The organism is Allobosea sp. Root670 (genome assembly GCF_001429415.1).
GTDB classification, from domain to species: Bacteria; Pseudomonadota; Alphaproteobacteria; order Rhizobiales; family Beijerinckiaceae; genus Allobosea; species Allobosea robiniae.
In genome coordinates, this window is sequence record NZ_LMJU01000018.1 from 183,593 (window position 1) to 200,582 (window position 16,990).

Annotated in this window: 21 protein-coding genes; 9 read left to right on the top strand and 12 right to left on the bottom strand. The window is 65.9% G+C overall.

From position 1 onward, the window contains the following. Nucleotides 1-192: 192 nt before the first annotated feature. Entirely contained in the window at nucleotides 193-762 is a 570-nt protein-coding gene (locus tag ASE61_RS22005) for a gamma-glutamylcyclotransferase (protein ID WP_061970581.1), read from the top strand. A gap of 152 nt (nucleotides 763-914) precedes the next feature. Here the strand turns inward: ASE61_RS22005 and ASE61_RS22010 are convergent, their stop codons facing one another. The 5 genes from ASE61_RS22010 to ftsE form a co-directional block, all read right to left on the bottom strand. Continuing rightward, nucleotides 915-1,313, bottom strand: coding sequence for a hypothetical protein (locus ASE61_RS22010; RefSeq protein ID WP_061970583.1), 399 nt, complete (start codon nucleotides 1,311-1,313; stop codon nucleotides 915-917). Nucleotides 1,314-1,419: 106 nt separating this feature from the next. Beyond that, the gene (locus ASE61_RS22015) at nucleotides 1,420-2,181 is read right to left on the bottom strand and encodes a lysophospholipid acyltransferase family protein (RefSeq protein WP_061970585.1); all 762 of its coding nucleotides are present in this window, start codon (nucleotides 2,179-2,181) and stop codon (nucleotides 1,420-1,422) included. 56 nt (nucleotides 2,182-2,237) lie between these two features. Continuing rightward, nucleotides 2,238-2,975, bottom strand: coding sequence for a YdcF family protein (locus ASE61_RS22020; protein WP_082617646.1), 738 nt, complete (start codon nucleotides 2,973-2,975; stop codon nucleotides 2,238-2,240). A gap of 175 nt (nucleotides 2,976-3,150) precedes the next feature. Beyond that, nucleotides 3,151-4,113: a cell division protein FtsX gene (locus ASE61_RS22025; protein WP_061970734.1), complete on the bottom strand. Its 963-nt coding sequence runs from the start codon at nucleotides 4,111-4,113 to the stop codon at nucleotides 3,151-3,153. After that, on the bottom strand, nucleotides 4,100-4,723 hold the full coding sequence (gene ftsE / locus ASE61_RS22030) for a cell division ATP-binding protein FtsE (RefSeq protein ID WP_082617647.1): 624 nt from the start codon (nucleotides 4,721-4,723) through the stop codon (nucleotides 4,100-4,102). The genes ASE61_RS22025 and ftsE overlap by 14 nt, the downstream gene beginning before the upstream one ends. 233 nt (nucleotides 4,724-4,956) lie before the next feature. Between ftsE and ASE61_RS22035 the strand changes: the two genes are divergently transcribed. The 3 genes from ASE61_RS22035 (at nucleotide 4,957) to ASE61_RS22045 (ending at nucleotide 6,832) form a co-directional block, all read left to right on the top strand. Then, nucleotides 4,957-5,757: a zinc-ribbon domain-containing protein gene (locus ASE61_RS22035; protein WP_061970586.1), complete on the top strand. Its 801-nt coding sequence runs from the start codon at nucleotides 4,957-4,959 to the stop codon at nucleotides 5,755-5,757. Nucleotides 5,758-5,890: 133 nt separating this feature from the next. After that, nucleotides 5,891-6,448, top strand: a complete 558-nt coding sequence (gene hpt / locus ASE61_RS22040) for a hypoxanthine phosphoribosyltransferase (protein ID WP_061970588.1) — start codon at nucleotides 5,891-5,893, stop codon at nucleotides 6,446-6,448. A gap of 9 nt (nucleotides 6,449-6,457) precedes the next feature. Then, on the top strand, nucleotides 6,458-6,832 hold the full coding sequence (locus ASE61_RS22045; RefSeq protein WP_061970590.1) for a response regulator: 375 nt from the start codon (nucleotides 6,458-6,460) through the stop codon (nucleotides 6,830-6,832). A 9-nt stretch (nucleotides 6,833-6,841) separates the two neighbouring features. On the opposite strand, the gene ASE61_RS22050 is transcribed toward ASE61_RS22045, so the two are convergent. The 3 genes from ASE61_RS22050 to ASE61_RS22060 form a co-directional block, all read right to left on the bottom strand. Further along, nucleotides 6,842-7,351, bottom strand: a complete 510-nt coding sequence (locus ASE61_RS22050) for a TspO/MBR family protein (RefSeq protein ID WP_061970591.1) — start codon at nucleotides 7,349-7,351, stop codon at nucleotides 6,842-6,844. Between the two features lie 158 nt (nucleotides 7,352-7,509). Beyond that, entirely contained in the window at nucleotides 7,510-8,100 is a 591-nt protein-coding gene (locus ASE61_RS22055; RefSeq protein WP_061970593.1) for a glycoside hydrolase family 19 protein, read from the bottom strand. Between the two features lie 77 nt (nucleotides 8,101-8,177). Then, nucleotides 8,178-8,699, bottom strand: coding sequence for a cysteine dioxygenase (locus ASE61_RS22060; protein ID WP_061970595.1), 522 nt, complete (start codon nucleotides 8,697-8,699; stop codon nucleotides 8,178-8,180). A gap of 177 nt (nucleotides 8,700-8,876) precedes the next feature. Here ASE61_RS22060 and ASE61_RS22065 point away from each other — a divergent pair, with 177 nt between their 5' ends. After that, complete coding sequence (locus ASE61_RS22065; protein ID WP_061970596.1) at nucleotides 8,877-9,353, top strand: Lrp/AsnC family transcriptional regulator; 477 nt, start codon at nucleotides 8,877-8,879, stop codon at nucleotides 9,351-9,353. Nucleotides 9,354-9,488: 135 nt separating this feature from the next. Here the strand turns inward: ASE61_RS22065 and ASE61_RS22070 are convergent, their stop codons facing one another. The 4 genes from ASE61_RS22070 to ASE61_RS22085 form a co-directional block, all read right to left on the bottom strand. Then, nucleotides 9,489-11,111, bottom strand: coding sequence for a peptide chain release factor 3 (locus ASE61_RS22070; RefSeq protein ID WP_061970737.1), 1,623 nt, complete (start codon nucleotides 11,109-11,111; stop codon nucleotides 9,489-9,491). Nucleotides 11,112-11,159: 48 nt separating this feature from the next. Then, on the bottom strand, nucleotides 11,160-11,921 hold the full coding sequence (locus tag ASE61_RS22075) for an ABC transporter permease (RefSeq protein WP_061970738.1): 762 nt from the start codon (nucleotides 11,919-11,921) through the stop codon (nucleotides 11,160-11,162). 8 nt (nucleotides 11,922-11,929) lie between these two features. Then, nucleotides 11,930-12,877, bottom strand: a complete 948-nt coding sequence (locus tag ASE61_RS22080; protein WP_244492978.1) for an ABC transporter ATP-binding protein — start codon at nucleotides 12,875-12,877, stop codon at nucleotides 11,930-11,932. A 289-nt stretch (nucleotides 12,878-13,166) separates the two neighbouring features. Continuing rightward, nucleotides 13,167-13,802, bottom strand: coding sequence for a hypothetical protein (locus ASE61_RS22085; protein ID WP_082617649.1), 636 nt, complete (start codon nucleotides 13,800-13,802; stop codon nucleotides 13,167-13,169). A gap of 207 nt (nucleotides 13,803-14,009) precedes the next feature. On the opposite strand from ASE61_RS22085, the gene ASE61_RS22090 reads away from it, so the two are divergent. Genes ASE61_RS22090 through ASE61_RS22100 form a run of 4 tightly spaced genes read left to right on the top strand, consistent with a single transcriptional unit; the run spans nucleotide 14,010 to nucleotide 16,963 of the window. Further along, nucleotides 14,010-14,378 (top strand): transporter, encoded by a 369-nt coding sequence (locus tag ASE61_RS22090; protein WP_061970740.1) that lies wholly within the window; start codon nucleotides 14,010-14,012, stop codon nucleotides 14,376-14,378. An 8-nt stretch (nucleotides 14,379-14,386) separates the two neighbouring features. Next, entirely contained in the window at nucleotides 14,387-14,509 is a 123-nt protein-coding gene (locus ASE61_RS27445) for a hypothetical protein (RefSeq protein WP_274532899.1), read from the top strand. 4 nt (nucleotides 14,510-14,513) lie between these two features. Then, complete coding sequence (locus tag ASE61_RS22095; RefSeq protein ID WP_061970599.1) at nucleotides 14,514-15,518, top strand: NAD-dependent epimerase/dehydratase family protein; 1,005 nt, start codon at nucleotides 14,514-14,516, stop codon at nucleotides 15,516-15,518. Then, entirely contained in the window at nucleotides 15,515-16,963 is a 1,449-nt protein-coding gene (locus ASE61_RS22100; RefSeq protein WP_082617629.1) for an aspartate aminotransferase family protein, read from the top strand. Before ASE61_RS22095 ends, ASE61_RS22100 begins: the two co-directional genes overlap by 4 nt. Nucleotides 16,964-16,990: the final 27 nt, after the last annotated feature.

The window sequence follows — 16,990 nt, forward strand, 5'->3', positions numbered from 1 at the left end:
ATCGCTAGATCGCCCGGACGGCTTTGCCGGGCGGTCTATCACGTTGGCGTGGCACCGGATTTGCTCGAAAAGCGGATGACGCTCTTCGGCCCGATGGTTTAGCTCGCCGGACGGGAAGGCGCCAGAGCAAGCGACCCGACCGAAACGGCAAGCTCAGCAAGCAGGCCGACGCGGCCAAATTATGGGACGAGGATGACGACCGAATTCGGCGCGACCGATCTCTGGGTCTTCGGTTACGGCTCGCTGATCTGGCGGCCGGGCTTCGCTTTCGAGGAGAGCGTGCAGGCCCGCCTCCACGGCTATCACCGCTCGCTTTGCGTGTTCTCGCATGTGCATCGCGGCACGCCGGAGCGGCCGGGGCTGGTGCTGGGGCTCGATCGCGGCGGGGTCTGCCGCGGTCTCGCCTTCCGCGTCGCGGCCGGGCAGGCGCAGGAGACCGTGGACTATCTCCGGGCGCGCGAGCAGGCGACGGCGGTCTATCTCGAGCGCCACGTCCAGCTCAAACTGGAGGATGGCCGGCAGGTGCGCGGGATCGTCTATGTCGCCGACCGCAAGCACCTGCAATATGCCGGCAAGCTGCCGCCGGCGCAGTTGCTCAAGCTCGTTCGCGAGGGCAGGGGCCAGTCCGGTGAGAACCCCGACTACGTGCTGCAGACGCATGAGCATCTGCGCAAGATGGGCATTTTCGATCCGGTCCTGGCCGGATTGGCCCAGCAATTGGCGCCAGGCCTCGGCGCGCCGCATCCGCCGCTGGCGGGTTGAGGAACGTTCGTCGAAAAGGTTTGCGCCGTCATTGCGAGGAGCGAAGCGACGAAGCAATCCAGGGGGATGGGGCTGACGCGTTAGAACCCAGTCCCCCTGGATTGCTTCGCTGCGCTCGCAATGACGATTCCGGCGGCTTGGTCCGGAAGGCTTCAGCCTTCCGGGTTCGCTTCCGGCATCAGGTCAAGCAGGGCGGCACGGCGGCTCATCCCGTCCTCGGCGAGCAGGTGGACATGGATCTCGCAGGCGCCGGCGGCCATGATCGAGCGCTGCCAGCGGCCGAGCGCGGCTTCGATGCCGAAGGGGCCGGAGTCGCGGGCGGCGATGACACGCCGATCGCTGGAGACCGCGAGCAGGACCGCATCGGTGAAGCCCAGCGCATGCGTGTCGTCGACGGCGAAGACCGAGGCGACATAGCGGCGGCCAGAGCGGCCGCGCCAGGCGGTGAAGCGTCGTTCGCTCAGCGCAGCGGTGCTGCGCAGGGGCATTTCGCGGGCGGCGGGCGCCTCGTCGAACAGATCGGGTGTGTAGCGATAGGCGAGAGCGGCCATGTCCGTTCCTCCTGTGATAGGAACAAAATGGGAACACCATGGGGATAAGTCAAGCGCTGCCGGAAGCGAAACCGCGTTTCGGCCTGCGGGATGCTGTCAGGGAGTGTCAGGAGTTGGCGAGCGGGTCCATCCCGCGCGCCGCAAGCTCGGCGCGGCCTTGGGCGAGGAGCCGGTCGCTCGCCGTCTCGACGCGTTCCTGCAGGGTGCGCTGGAAGGTCGCCTTGTTGAGCCCCGGTTCGATCGGCGGCAGGATCTCGATGCGGACGGTGCCGGGGCGGCGCAGGAACTTGCGGCGGGGCCAGTAGAGACCGGTGTTCAGAGCGACCGGCACGCAGGGCACGCCGAGCTCGCCATAGAGATGGGCGACGCCGAATTTGTAGTCCGGCGGGGCACCGGGCGCCCGGCGGGTGCCTTCCGGAAAGATCAGCAGCTGACGGCCGTTCTGGCCGAGTTCGATCTTGGCGCGGCGCGTGACGTCGGACAGGGCGCGGGCCCGCGCTCCGCGGTTGACCGGGATCATCCGCATCTTCGTCAGGGCCCAGCCGAAGACCGGGATCCAGGTCAGTTCGCGCTTGAGGATGAAGACCGGATTGCGGAAGACCGTGACCAGCGCGAAGGTCTCCAGGAAGGACTGGTGCTTGGCGCCGACCATCAGGCCGCCCTGCGGAACGTTCTCGATGCCGGTGATCTCGCAGCGCGTGCCGGCGACGACGCGCATCAGCCACAGCGCCGAGTGGGCCCAGCCGATCGCAACCGCCAGAATCGCGCGCTTCGGCAGAAGCAGGGCAGGCAGGACACCAAAGATCAGCCAGAGGGTGAGATTGGCATAGAACAGGATGTTGAAGGCGAGGGAGCGCAGGACGAGCATGCTGCGCAATGAGCCTGAGACGCGCTTCCGGTCAAGCTCTGGCTATCGGTTCGGCCTCAACCTTCGTGGCGATGCTGCTCCAGAAGGCGGGAGCGCTTCTCGGCGGCGGGGCCGAGCGTATCGGCGGGCTTCGGCGAAACCGGCTTGCGGCCGCCGATGATCACCGAGAGACGCGAGGTCTCCGGATCGCTTTCGACGAGGCTGCGCAGGCGCGCGACGAGGTATTTCGCATATTCCGGCGCGAGCATCCTGACGACCGACCAGCGGTTCCACCAGCCGGAGGTGTCGACATGTTCGGTCACGACCGGGTGGGCAACGAGCTGGACGCCCGGCATCGCATGAGCGAATTCGACGAGGGTGCGCGGCATGTGATAATTCGAGGTCACCACGAGCAGCGAGCGGAAGCCGTGGCGGCGGACCCAGCGCCGGGCCTCGATGGCGTTGCCGATGGTATTGCGGGCGCGATAGTCGAGGTCGACGCAGCAGGAGAGCAGGTCGCGCGAGGCGGGGTTCAGTTTGGCGAGCTCCTCACGGCCGGTTTTCTCGTTGACGCCGCTGATCAACAGGCGTTCCCCGCGCTCGGCGCCGAGCAGGCCGATGGCATCGCCGATGCGCTGGGCGCCGCCGGTGACGACGACGATCGCATCGGTGCGCGGTGTGCTTGCCGGCTCGCGCGCATCGATCATCGCGGCGAAGCGGATATAGCCGATGCCCAAGAGCAGGGCGCCGGCGCAAGCGATGGCAGCCGCCGTCAACCCGAGAACGCGGCGGAGCGAGGTCGATCGCGCGGGCATGTCCCTCCGGGGCGCGGAATCGGAAGGCGCCATCGCGAGATGGTCGTTTGTGCTGCCGATCATGGCCATGACGTCGCCGTCCTAGCGCGCCAATCGGGCATAACAGCGGCAGGCCCCTGTCCGGTCTTGCCGCATGCGTTAAGACCTGGTTGCCGCCATGAAGCCAGCGGGATGCTCATGCCAGCATCCTCAGGTGGCGGCGCACGGTGAAGCGCGAGACCAGCCCGGCGATCACCGCGACGACCAGCGCGACGAGGATGACCGCTCCGTAGCCGGTCCAGCCGATCTCGAAGGCGCCGAAGAGGGCCTGCAGCTGCTCCGCTTCCGGCGTGGCACTCCAGCGCGAGGCGATGAAGCCGAGCACGCCGATCGTGACGATGGCGGCGAGGCCGCCGAAGAGCCCGCCCCTGAGGCCAAGCCGGATGAAGCGGCTCTGGAATTCCCGCGCGATGAAATCATCATTGGCCCCGACGAAATGCAGGACCTCGACGCTGTCGCGGCTGCCGGCCATGGCGCCGCGCGTGGCGAAGGCGACGGCCAGCGCCGCCGCCGTCAGGACGAGCAGGACGATCGCGAAGCCCGTGGCGATGATGGTTCCGGCCATGGCAGAGAGGCGCCTGACCCAGAGCCGGTGGTCGTCCAGCGTCGCGGTCGGTACCTCGCGGCGCAGCTCCGCGCCGAAGCCGGCGAGATCGGAAGCGGCGTCGGCCTTCAGCTTCAGCACGATGAGACGCGGGACCGGCAACTCGACGAGATCGAGCCCGGTGCCGAGCCAGGGTTCGAGCAGCTTGTCCGATTCGGCCTTCGGCACGGCGCGGACGCTTTCGACCTCCTTCAGCCCGCTCGCCAGCATGACGGCGCGCGCCACGTCGTCGTCGATCTTGCGGTGCGAATCGGGGCGGACCTGGATGGTCATCTCGTTGGAGATGGCGCCGCGCCACTGGTCGGAAGCGCGCGCGGCGAGGACGGCGGCACCGGCGCTCAGCGCGGCCAGGAAGGTGAGGATGGCGATCACGGCCATCAGCGCGCGGCCGGCGACATTGTCGATCGGGACGAGTGGCTGGTCCCGCCGGAGATTGGCAGGCAGGCCGCGCGGCCGCCGTCCGGGCTCCCGGTCGCTGGCTTCAGGCGTCGACATGGAGATGTCCATCGGCCAGCACGAGGCGCGGCGCGTCGTAGATCTCCATCAGGTTGAGATCGTGGGTCGCGATGATGACGGCGGTGCCCAGCGACTGGAGCTCCATGAACAGCCGCAGCAGGCGCCGGCCGAGACCGGGATCGACATTGCCGGTCGGCTCGTCGGCGAGCAGGAGTTCGGGCCGGCTGATCAGGGCGCGCGCGATGGCGGCGCGCTGCTTCTCGCCGCCTGAGAGAACAGGCGGGACGGCATGCATGCGCTCGCCGAGGCCGACCCAGCGCAGCAGCTCGACGACCTCGGCGCGATAGCTCGCTTCCTCCTTGCCGAGGACGCGCAGCGGCAGCGCGACGTTCTCGTAGACGGTCAGGTGGTCGAGCAGGCGGAAATCCTGGAAGACCACGCCCATGCGGCGGCGGAAGGCGGTGAGCGTGTCCGGATCGAGCCGCGAGACGTCCTGGCCGAACAGGTTGACCAGCCCGCGCGTCGGCTTCAGCGCCATCAGGATGAGGCGCATCAGTGTCGTCTTGCCGGCGCCGGAGGGGCCGGTCAGATACTGGAACGAGCGCGGCTCGATGCTGAAGTTGATGTCCTTCAGCACCTCCGGGCCCATGCCGTAACGCAGGCCGACATTCTCGAACCGAACCAAACGGTCTTCCTCGCTGAACCTGTCTTTTGCGAATCCGCATCCGATCCTACACCGCAAGCCGTCGCGCGCGGAAAGGTCGTGATGCGGACAGATTGCCCCAGAGATTCTTCACGGGGCGTTAACCATGAATCCCGCCAACTGAATTGCGCGCAACGGCTGCCGTCATGCGGCGCCCTTGAAGGAGTAGGCTCGCACTCATGCTGATCGTCTGCCCATCCTGCGCGAGCCAGTATGAACTCGACGCGGCCAAACTGGGGCCGGAAGGGCGCAAGGTGCGCTGCGCCGGCTGCAGGACCTCGTGGCATGTCGAGCCCGGTGCCTTCCCGGAGCCTCCCAGCGAGGCCGAGACCCAGGCTCTGCTCGCCGAGGAGCTGGAGCGTGCCGCCGCGATCGATGCCGAAATCACAGCCCTCGCCGCCGAGGCTGGCGGGGAGCATGGCTCGGAGCATCCCTCTTCCGTAGAGGAGTTGCCGGTCGCAGCGCCGATGCGCCGGGCCAGGTCCTCCGGCAAGCCGCGCAGGATATCGGGCCCTTTCCTGCGTCGCGGGGGAGCCGGGCTGCCGGCTGCCGCGGCGCTCGCGGGGCTGGCCCTGCTCGGTACCGTGGTCTGGCAGCGCCAGGCCGCGGTCCGCGTCGCGCCGCAGCTTGCGGGCCTGTTCGAGACGATCGGGATGCCCGTCAACGTCCGGGGCCTCAGCCTCAGCTCCATCGAAAGCGGCCTCGTCGAGGACGGGCAGAACCGCTTTCTCGTGGTCGAGGGCGATGTCACCAATATCACCAGGAGCAAGACGGCGGTGCCGCTGATCGAGGTTGCGGTCAAGGATGCCGGCGGCGCGACGCTCTACACCTGGACGACCGAACCGCCGCGCGCGAATCTGGAGCCGGCCGAACTCATCCGCTTCCGGGCGCGGCTGGCCTCGCCGCCTGAGCAGGGACAGTCGGTCAGGGTGCGCTTCACCTCGGCTGCAACTATGGCCAATCTCGCCAGCAAGCCCTGAGGCTGCTAGGACAGGCCTGTCGACCGGGCCGGCCCAGCAGCCGGAGGTGTCCACACATCATCGCCTCATCAGGCCTTCGGCGCATCGGCGTTATGCGAGGCCGGTTGCGGCCGGATATCGAAACGGAGTCATCATGCCGGAACGGCGTATCAGGGTTCTCTACGACGAAGCGGCGATCGCGCGGCGCAACGAGGAAATGGCCGAGGCCATCGCAGCCAGCGCGCCGAAGGACCTGCTCGTCGTCGCCGTCCTGAAGGGCAGCTTCATGTTCGCCGCCGACCTGATCCGGGCGATGCATCGCGTCGGGCTCTCGCCCCAGGTCGAGTTCATCCATCTGTCGAGCTATCTCTCGGGAACCGTTTCCTCCGGCCAGGTCGAGATCCTGCGCGACGTCCAGAGCGAAGTGCGCGACCGCGACGTGCTCTTGGTCGACGACATCCTCGAATCCGGCCGGACGCTGGCCTTCGCCAAGGATCTGCTGGCGGCGCGCGGCGCCGCGAAGGTGTCGACCGCGGTGCTGCTGGAGAAGCCGCACAAGCGGGCGGTCAACATCCAGGCGGATTATGTCGGCTTCGAATGCCCGGATTATTTCGTGGTCGGCTACGGCATGGACGTTGCCCATTCCTATCGGCAGCTGCCCTTCGTCGGCGTGGTCGAGACCGAGGACCAGGCCGGGTTTCCGGGGATCTGAGGAGTCTTCATGTCGCGTATTCTGGTCGTCGATGACGAGGAGCCGCTGCGCATGCTTGTCGCGCGCGGCCTTGGTCTCGATGGACATAGCTGCCTGACGGCGTCGGACGGAGCCGAGGCGCTCGATATCCTTGTTGCCGAGCAGGGCCGTTTCGACCTGCTCCTGACCGATATCCGCATGCCGCTGATGGACGGTATCGCCCTGGCGCTCGCGGCCAAGCAGCAGTTTCCGGACCTGACGATCATGCTGATGACCGGCTATGCCGAGCAGCGCGAGCGCGCGAAAAGCCTGGAATCGATCGTCGCCGAGGTGATGGCCAAGCCCTTCACCATCGCCGAATTGCGCGCGACCGTGCTGAAGGTGATCGAGCGCTCGATCGGTTGAGTTCAGTCTCTAGCGGTTGAGCCACCAGATCGAGGCGTTGAGCAGCGTCGCAAAAGCGACCCAGGCCAGATAGGGCCAGAGCAGGTTGGAGGCCAAGCGGTCGAGCGGGCGGAAGGCTGCGATCGTCGCCACGATCAGGACGAGTAACGGCAGGATGACGGCCAAGCCGGCCACCGGGCTGTTGGCGCCGAAGAAGGCGAAGGACCAGCCGATATTGAACAGAAGCTGCAGGTGATAGACCAGCAGCGCGCGCCGGCGCCCGGGCGTGCCGACCGGCAGGCGCAGGATGCGGAATACGGCCAGCGCCATCAGCGCATAGAGCGCTGTCCAGACCGGCGCGAAAATCCAGTTCGGCGGGTTGAAAGGCGGTTTGACGAGGCCGGCATACCAGGTCGGGATTTGCGGCACGGTCGCGGCGCTGCCGGCGATCGACGCCGCCACCACCGGGAGGATCGTGATGGCCAGCGCCGCCCAGAGAGGCGGGCGATGATCGGTCGAGGTCTGGGGCAGCGTCGTCATGATTTGATGATGGGGCGCTGCCGGACGCCTCGCAAGGCGGTGTGCCTGCTTCAGACATGCGGTCTGCACCAGCGGGCATTCCCGCTTCTCATGGAACTTTTCCGGGGCAGGGCGTGACGAGCGTCGGCTCGCTCATTCTGGCTGCGGAGATAACGCCCTCACAGCCAGATCTCTTTCGCCTTTGCGAGGTAGCGCGCGCGCTCCGCCAGTCCGTTGCGACCGCCATTGATCAGCTTCGTCACGCGCTCGCTATCGTCGGCATCGGCGGCTGCGTTGATGGCGCGCTCGGTCCAATAGGCGAAGGCGACGCGCAGCGAAGTCTCGGGCTCCTTCGCCCGCTCGGGCTCGGCCTCCAGGTCGATGCCGAGCAACTGACCGAAGCGACGATAATTCGCCCGGCCGGTGAGCTGGAAGATGCCGCGGCCGTGGTAGCGGATGCCGTCGCCGGCCTGCGTGTTGCCGAGGTCGCGTCGGCCTTCGTAGCGGATGAAATAGGCGGGCCCGCCATATTCCTCGAGCGTGCGGAAGCCGTCAGTTTCGTGCGCTGCCTGCGCCAGAAAATGGCAGATGCGCAATCGCGTCGTAAGCGCGTGGTCAGCGGCCAGGTCATCGAAGCGCTCGGCAATGCCGGCAACGATCGCCGTATTGGCGGAAGGCGCGAGGCGCAGCAGGCGTTCGCGGGTTACGGCCAGGCTTGGCTCGGCCGTGTGGTTCAGACCGATCCAGGTTCCGATCGCGCGCATCGACATGAAAATGCCCTCCCGATGAGGAGGGCATCATCGCCGCTGCCGCGAAGCCGGGGATAAGATTGCCCGGCGCGAAAAGCTCAGCCGCTGACGGCGGTGTATTCGGTCTCGATCGAGGAGGCGTGGACCTCGTGGTCGAAGCCGTAGATATGGATCGAGATCGCCTCGCCCGGCCCGAAATTGCGCATGCGGTGGATGTTCGGGCCTGAAGGCAGCATGCAGGCGACATAGCCCGGCTGGCGCTCCTGCTCCTCGGTCTGGACGGCGCGGTTGGTGTCGATGGCGCGATACCAGGTCTCGGTGACCGTGCCGGAGACGACGCCGAAGCAGCAGGAGCAATGGTGGTCGTGGATCGAGGTCGCCGAGCCTTCGCCCCAGACGATCGCCCAGACGCTGACGGCGTCGTTGCCCGCGAGCAGGTTGCGGCTGTAGCAGCCGGGCTTGCGCTCCAGCGGCAGGCGCTGGACCAGGTCGGGCATGGCGACGAGCTCCTGCAGCACCTCGCGGGCGGCGCTCAGGTAGTCGCGCGTCTGCGTGCCGGCATCGGTCCGCAGATTGCGCAACACGGCGCCGCGCCGCTCTTCGCTGAGAAAACCCTGCATGCCATTCCCTTTCGATCAGTTTGGGAATGATACGGGACAGGCGGAGGCAGAGGTTTGCGGAGATGGAGAATATTTATCCTCGATTGGAAAATAATGCCCAGTATGGAATTATATGTGGAAATTCCTCTCGGCTTCACTTCCCCGGAAGGAAGTTGATTCCGGATTCCCCGAGGTATCATGGCCAAGCTCGACGCGTTCGACCTGCGCATCCTGGCGCGATTGCAGGAGGATGCGAGCCTGCCGCTGGCTGAACTCGCGGAGGCGGTGGGGCTCTCATCCTCGCCCTGCTGGCGGCGGGTGCAGAAGCTGGAGGAGGGCGGCTATATCAAGCGCCGCGTCGCCCTGCTCGACCGCGACAAGCTCAAGGCCGGCGTCACCGTCTTCATCGCGGTCCGAACGGCCAGGCATTCGATGGAATGGCTGGAGCGCTTCCATGCCGCCGTGCAGGACCTTCCGGAGATCGTCGATTTCTACCGGATGAGCGGCGAGATCGACTACCTGCTCAAGGCCTGCGTCTCGGATATCGCGGCCTATGACGCGCTCTACAAGAAGCTGATCTCGCGCATCGATCTCAGCGACGTGACCTCGATGTTCGCGATGGAGGAGCTGAAATCGACCTCGGCGATCCCGCTGGGATTCGCGGGGGAGGGGTGAGGCGGCTGTCACAGCGGCCGCATCTGCTCGGTCATGGTCGGGCTTGTCCCGACCATCCACGTCTTCATTGGCGAGGGCTGCGTTCAAGACGTGGATGCTCGCCACGAGGGCGAGCATGACGCCCGAGTGGTGGCCTCAGCCCTTCGTGACCTTCTGGTAGTCCTTCACGTCCGAGAAGGTGATGCCGGGCGCGCGCTCGGCATCGTATTTCAGCGTGAACTGGCTGGACGCCATGAAGACCGGATCGCCGTCGAGATCGTCGGCCATCGAGGAGGGCTTGAGGCCGACGAATTTCTCCAGTGCCGCCTTGTCGTCCGCGGAGACCCAGCGCGCGATCGAGAACTGGCAGGGCTCGAAATCGACCGGGAGCGAGTATTCGACGTCCATGCGCTCCTTGAGCACGTCGAGCTGGAGGGCGCCGACGACACCGACGATGGCGGGCGCGCCGTCATGCGGCAGGAAGAGCTGCACGACGCCTTCCTCGGCCATCTGCTGCAGGGCCTCGCGCAGCTTCTTGGCCTTCATCGCGTCCTTGAGCTTGACGCGGCGCAGGATTTCCGGGGCGAAGCTCGGCACGCCCTTGAAGACGATATCCTCGCCCTCGGTCAGCGTGTCGCCGATGCGCAAGGTGCCATGGTTCGGCAGGCCGACGATGTCGCCGGCGAAGGCTTCCTCGGCGATCGAGCGGTCGCGGGCGAAGAAGAATTGCGGCGCGTTGAGCGGCATCGGCTTGCCGGTGCGGACGAGCTTGGCCTTCATGCCGCGGGAGAGCTTGCCCGAGCAGATGCGCATGAAGGCGATGCGGTCGCGATGGTTCGGGTCCATGTTCGCCTGGATCTTGAAGACGAAGCCGGTCATCTTCGGCTCGCCCGCCTCGATCAGGCGCTTGTCGGAAGGTTGCGCGCGCGGGCTCGGGGCATAGCGGCCCAGCGCATCGATCAGGTCGCGCACGCCGTAGTCGCGGAGCGCCGCGCCGAAATAGAGCGGCGTCAGATGGCCCTCGCGGAAGGCTTGGAGGTCGAAAGGCTTCAACCCCTCGGCGGCGAGGAAGACCTCTTCACGCCAGGTCTCGGCGGCGCCATGCGGCAGCAACTCGTCGAAGAGCGGATCGTCCCAGCCGGAGACCTGGCGGTCCTCGGCGCGCTCGTCGCCCTTCTGATTGCGGCGGAAGGTATTAGCCTTGAGGTCGTAGGTGCCGACGAATTCGCGGCCGCGGCCGACCGGCCAGGTCATCGGCGCGACGTCGAGCGCCAGCGTCGTCTCGATCTCGTTGATCAGGTCGAAGGGATCGCGCGTCTCGCGATCGACCTTGTTGATGAAGGTGACGATCGGGATGTCGCGCAGCCGGCAGACCTCGAACAGCTTCTTGGTGCGGTCCTCGATGCCCTTGGCGGCGTCGATCACCATGACGGCGGCGTCGACGGCGGTCAGCGTCCGGTAGGTGTCTTCCGAGAAGTCCTCGTGGCCCGGCGTGTCGAGCAGGTTGAAGACGTGCCCGCCATATTCGAAGGTCATCACCGAGGTGACGACCGAGATGCCGCGCTGGCGTTCGATTTTCATCCAGTCCGAGGAGGTCTGGCGGCGGCCCTGCTTGGCGCGCACTTCACCGGCGAGCTGAATGGCGCCGCCGAAATAGAGCAGCTTCTCGGTCAGCGTCGTCTTGCCCGCGTCCGGGTGCGAGATGATGGCGAAGGTGCGCCGGCGCGCATGCGGCGCGGCGGAGGCCGCGGACGCTTCAATTGTCGAAAGATCGGTCATGGCGCGCATGAAGACGGAAGGGGGGCGGAAGTCAATTGTGATCCGCGTTCAGTTCTTCAGCCGGTAGCCCGTCTTGAAGATCCAGCCGACGGTGGCGATGCAGGCGGCGAGGAAGAACAGGGTCATGCCCAGGCTGATGCCGAGGCTGACATCGGCGAGGCCGTAGAAGCTCCAGCGGAAGCCGCTGATCAGGTAGACCACCGGGTTGAACAGCGTCACCGTCTGCCAGAAGGGCGGCAGCATCGAGATCGAGTAGAAGGAGCCGCCGAGGAAGGCGAGCGGCGTCACGATCAAGAGCGGGATGACCTGCAGTTTCTCGAAACCGTCGGCCCAGATGCCGATAATGAAGCCGAACAGGCTGAAGGTCGTCGCCGTCAGCACGAGGAAGAGCAGCATCATCGCGGGATGCTCGATCCGGAGCGGCACGAAGAAAGCGGCGGTCAGCAGGATGATCAGCCCGAGCAGGATCGATTTTGTCGCGGCGGCGCCGACATAGGCGATCACGGCCTCCCACCAGGCGACGGGGGCCGAAAGCAGTTCGTAGATCGTGCCGGTGAATTTCGGGAAATAGATCGCGAAGGAGGCGTTGGCGATGCTCTGCGTCAGCAGCGAGAGCATGATCAGGCCGGGCACGATGAAGGCGCCATAGGGCACGCCTTCGACCGATTGCATGCGCGAGCCGATCGCCCCACCGAAGACGATGAAATAAAGCGAGGTCGAGAGCACCGGCGAGACGATGCTCTGGAGCGGGGTGCGCCAGGTGCGGTTCATCTCGAAGCGGTAGATCGCGGCGATCGCGTGAAGATTCAGGCCGGTCATCAGCGGCGCTCCTTGACCAGGCTGACGAAGATATCCTCGAGCGAACTCTGGCTCGTGCTGAGGTCTCGGAAGCGGATTCCGGCCTCGGCCAGGCCCTGCAGCAAGGTGGTGATGCCGGTGCGCTCGGCCTGGGTATCGTAGGTGTAGACGATCTCGTCGCCCGCGGCCGAGAGCCTGAGATCGAAGCTCGCGAGCGCCTCCGGCACGGCGGTGATCGGCTGCTGGAGCTGGAGGGAGAGCTGCTTCTTGCCGAGCTTGCGCATCAGCTCGGCCTTTTCCTCGACCAGGATGATCTCGCCCTTGGAGATGACGCCGACGCGGTCGGCCATCTCCTCGGCCTCCTCGATGTAATGCGTTGTCAGGATGATGGTGACGCCCTCGTCGCGGAGGCGGCGGACCATCCGCCACATGTCCTGCCGCAGCTCGACATCGACGCCCGCGGTCGGCTCGTCCAAGAAGAGGATGCGCGGCTCGTGCGAGAGCGCCTTGGCGATCATGACGCGCCGCTTCATGCCGCCCGAGAGCATGCGGATCTGGCTGTCCTTCTTCTCCCAGAGCGAGAGGTCCTTGAGGATGCGCTCGATCAGGGCCGGGTCGCGCGGCTTGCCGAAGAGGCCGCGGCTGAAGTTGACCGTCGACCACACCGTCTCGAAAGCGTCCGTCGTCAGTTCCTGCGGCACCAGGCCGATGGCCGAACGGGCGGAGCGGTAGTCGCTGACGATGTCGTTGCCATCGGCCGTGACCGTGCCGGTGCTCGGCCGGACCAGGCCGCAGATGATGCTGATCAGCGTCGTCTTGCCGGCGCCGTTGGGGCCGAGCAGGGCGAAAATCTCGCCACGCCTGATGGCGAGATCGATCGATTTCAGCGCGCTGAAGCCGGAATCGTAGGTTTTCGAGAGGCCGGAGACCGAGATGATCGGCGAGGACGTGTCTGACATGGGCGGCATATAGGGGAGCCGTTGCGTGGTTACGATGGCAGGGTCATGCGGGGAAAGCATGATCGCCTGTCAGTTCATGGCGGGAAGCACCGCGAAACGAAAAGGCCGGGCGCAGGGCCCGGCCTTCTCCACGCGACGCAACCGCACGCTACTTCATGAAGAACCACAACAGGATGATGATCGGGATCGGAACGCCTACAAGCCACAGGACGATGGAACGCATTTTCTCAGCCCCCGTTTGGAACGATGATGCTGCGGCAACGCTCTTCCGAGGGGGAAAGTTCCTGCCGGCCTGGCGTCAGGCTTCGCCAAAAGCTTCGGCGCTCGGGTGCCATTCTGGGCGGTAGCCGTGCTGCATGGCGGCGAGCGTGGCAGGCGGGGTGAGCACGGTGACGAGGCCGGTCGGACGCTCGCGCTGGTCGACATAACCGCTGGGGGACCAGAGCAGCGCGGACGCGCTGCGCAATGCCAGGAAACCGGTTCCGTCGCCGGAGAGCAGCATCGCGCCAGCAGGCAATGGCTCGGCCGGCAGGCGGTGCGTGCGCTTCGTCCGGCCGTCGAGGCGATCGGCATCGAGGATGCGGTCGATCTCGGGGAAGAGCGGCGTCTCTGGAAGGCCGAGGCCCTGCACCAGCGCCGCGCGATAGGCGAGCGCGTCCTGGCGCCGGCATTCCATGCAGGGGCGGTGCCCGGCCGCGAGCGCCGTCACCTCGTCGCAGAAGAATAATTCGGTATAGCCGCGGCCCCAGACCTTGCGCTTGCGCCCCTTGAACGAGAGGACGCAGCAAAGCCACTGCCGTGTCGCCTGGATGCGCGTCGGAACCTCATGCGCCGTCGGGTCGTGAAAGCGGCCGCCGCGGTTGCCGTAGAAGGTGCCGCGCGCCGGATCGGCGAAGAGCGAGCCATCGGGCCTGACGCGATTGGGAAGGGGCATGATCGGCATCCGCTGAGTGGATCGCGTGCGAGCCTAGCCTGCCGCCGGTCCATTGCTGGCAGGAAGGATCGCCTGCGATTTTCATCGATCGCGTCAGGGTCCGCTTAACGCTACGATCAAGTCGATCCCTGCCCCTAAGGTATTTGAAGTGTTTTCGGCTGCATTCCGGTGGGCGACAAAAGCCATGCGGAGCCGGCAAGCGCCACCATGAACGCCTATCTTCCCCTGATCTTGTTCACGGTGCTGACCAACGCCGCCGCGCAACTGATGCTGAAGCGCGGCATGACCGGTGTCGGCTCGCTGAACGTTGCCGGTGATGGGCTGATCGCGACGGTTTTCCGCATCGTCTTCAATCCGTTCGTCTTCGCGGGCCTGTGCACCTTCGTCGTCAGCATGGCCTCGCACCTGATCGTGCTCTCGAAGGTGCAGATCAGCTACGCCTACCCGTTCCTGAGCCTCGCCTATGTCGTGGTCGCGGCCTACGCCTATTTCGTCTTCCACGAAGACCTGAGCGCGATGCGCATCGCCGGCATCGGCTTCATCGTGCTGGGCACCATCTTCATTGCACAAAGCTGAGGGAGATCATGGACCTGATCGTACGCCTGTTCCTGCGCCTCGGCGCCCTGTTCGAGCCACCGGTGGTGCCGCAGCCGATCCCGGTACCGGTGCGCAATCGCCCGCGCCTGCCTGTCGACCACCGAGGCTGAGCCGATGAAGCACATCATCATCGGCGGCGACGGCTTCGTCGGCTCGCATCTGGCGGCCGATCTCTCCGCCATGGGCGAGGAGGTTCTGGTCGCCGACATCCACCAGAGCGGCCATGCGCATTACGCCAAGGTGCCGTTCCTGAAGATCGACGTCACCAAGGCCGAGAGCGTGGACGCAATCCCGCTGGCGCCGGATGACCTCGTCTATAATCTCTCTGCCAAGATGCTCTCGCCGATCGTGACGCGGGCGGAGCGGCACGACTTCTTCTGGCCGGTGAACTATCACGGCACGCAGAACATCCTCGCCTGGATGGAGAAGAACGGCGCCAACCGGCTGGTCCATTTCACCACCGACATGATCTACGGCCATTCGGTGAGCGTGCCGCAGGACGAGACGCATCCGGCCCATCCGCTCGGCGAATACGGCGAGAGCAAGCTCGCGACCGAGCGGCTCGCCGACGAGTACCGCGCCAAGGGCTTCCGCATCCCGATCTTCCGGCCACGCCTGATCATCGGGCCAGGCCGCCTCGGCATTCTCGTCAAGCTGTTCAAGCTGATCGACATGAACCTGCCGGTGCCGATGATCGGTTCGGGCAAGAACCCCTACCAGTTCATCTCGGTCTTCGACTGCGCCAGCGCCTGCGTCGCGGCCTGGAAGGCGGGCTTCCCGAACGAGGCCTATAATCTCGGCTCCGACGATCCGCCGCCGGTGCGCAAGCTGCTCGGCGACCTGATCAAGCATGCCGGCTCGAAATCGATCCTGCTGCCGACGCCGGCCTCGCTGGTGAAGCTGACGCTGGATACGCTCGACGCGATCAACCTGCCGATCATGGATCCCGAGCAGTACAAGATCGCCGACGAGATCTGTATCCTTGACACCTCCAAGGCCAAGCGCGAGCTCGGCTGGGCGCCGCAACATCGCGACGAGGACATGCTGCTCGCCGCCTATACCGAATACCGCAAGGCCAAGGATGGCCCGAAACAGGCCGAGAGGAGCCTCGCCGCATGAGCATGCCCGCTTTCAAGAACGAGGACATAGCCGTGACCCATGCCCGGCCGCAGCTCATCAGCGTGGAAGCCGCCAAGCAGCTCGACGCCGCACAGGTGAAGGAGCTCTTCGCCAACCATATCAATCCCGGCCAGCTCCATTTCCTGAAGCTGCTCGGCTTCGACAAGATCCTCGTCGATCGTGCCGAGGGCATGCATTACATCACCAGGGACGGCCGCAAGATCCTCGATTTCTTCGGCGGCTTCTGCTCGGTCGCTTTCGGGCACAACCATCCGCGCATCGTTGCGGCCCGGCAGAAGTTCCAGGACGAGAATCGCCATGAGATCTGCATGGCCTTCATGTCGCAATATGCCTCGGCGCTGGCGAAGAACCTCGCCACCATCGCGCCAGGCGATCTCGACATGGTCTTCCTCGGCTCGACCGGCTCGGAGGCGATGGAGGCAGCGCTGAAGGTCGCCGAGCAGGCGCAGGGGCCGGAGAAGTCCAAGATCCTGCACGCCGCGAACTCGTTCCACGGCAAGACCAAGGGCGTGCTCTCGGTCACGGATTCGACGCTCTACCAGTCGCAGTTCAAGCTGGTCGAGAACCGGGTCAAGGTGCCGTTCGGCGACATCAACGCCGTCCGGCAGGCGCTGGAGAGCGATCCCTCGATCGGCATCGTCGTGATGGAGACGATCCAGGGCGGCGGCGGCATCGTCGAGGCGCCCGAGGGGTTCTGGCGCGAACTGCGCGCGCTTTGCGACAAGCATGGCGTGCTCTGGGTGGCGGACGAGGTGCAGTGCGGGCTCGGCCGCACCGGCCAGTTCTTCGCGTTCGAGCGGGACGGGGTGGTGCCGGACGTGACTGCGCTCGCCAAGGCGCTGGGCGGCTCCAAGGCGGCGATGGGCGCGATGATCGCGCGTCGCGAGATCTACATGAAGGCCTATGGCAAGCCGAAGAGCGCGCTGATCCATGCGCAGGCGACCTTCGGGGGCATGGGCGAGGCCTGCGTCTCGTCGATCGAGGCCCTCAACGTCCTCTATGACGAGGACCTGATGGGCAATGCCCAGCGCCAGGGCGACTACCTGATCGAGAAGCTGAACGGCCTGCGCGCCAAATATCCGAGCCTGCTCAAGGAAATCCGCGGGCGCGGCCTGATGATCGGCGTCGAGTTCCAGGACATCAGCGAGACCATGCCCTTCGGGCTGAAGCACATGGTGGCGCTGCTCGACGACAAGCTGAAGGGCTCGCTCTGCGGCTTCGTCGGGGCGCTGCTCCTGAAGGAGCACGACGTGCTCGTCGCCTTCACCGAGTACAATCGCAACGTCATCCGGCTGGAGCCGCCATTGATTGTCACGCGCGAGCAGTGCGACGAGTTTCTCGCGGCTTTCGAGGCTGTCCTGTCGGGCGGCGTCACCGGCATCGTTACCGGCTACCTGCGCAAGGTCGCGGTCGGCAAGGGCTGACCGGTTCGATCAGCAACAACAAAAAAG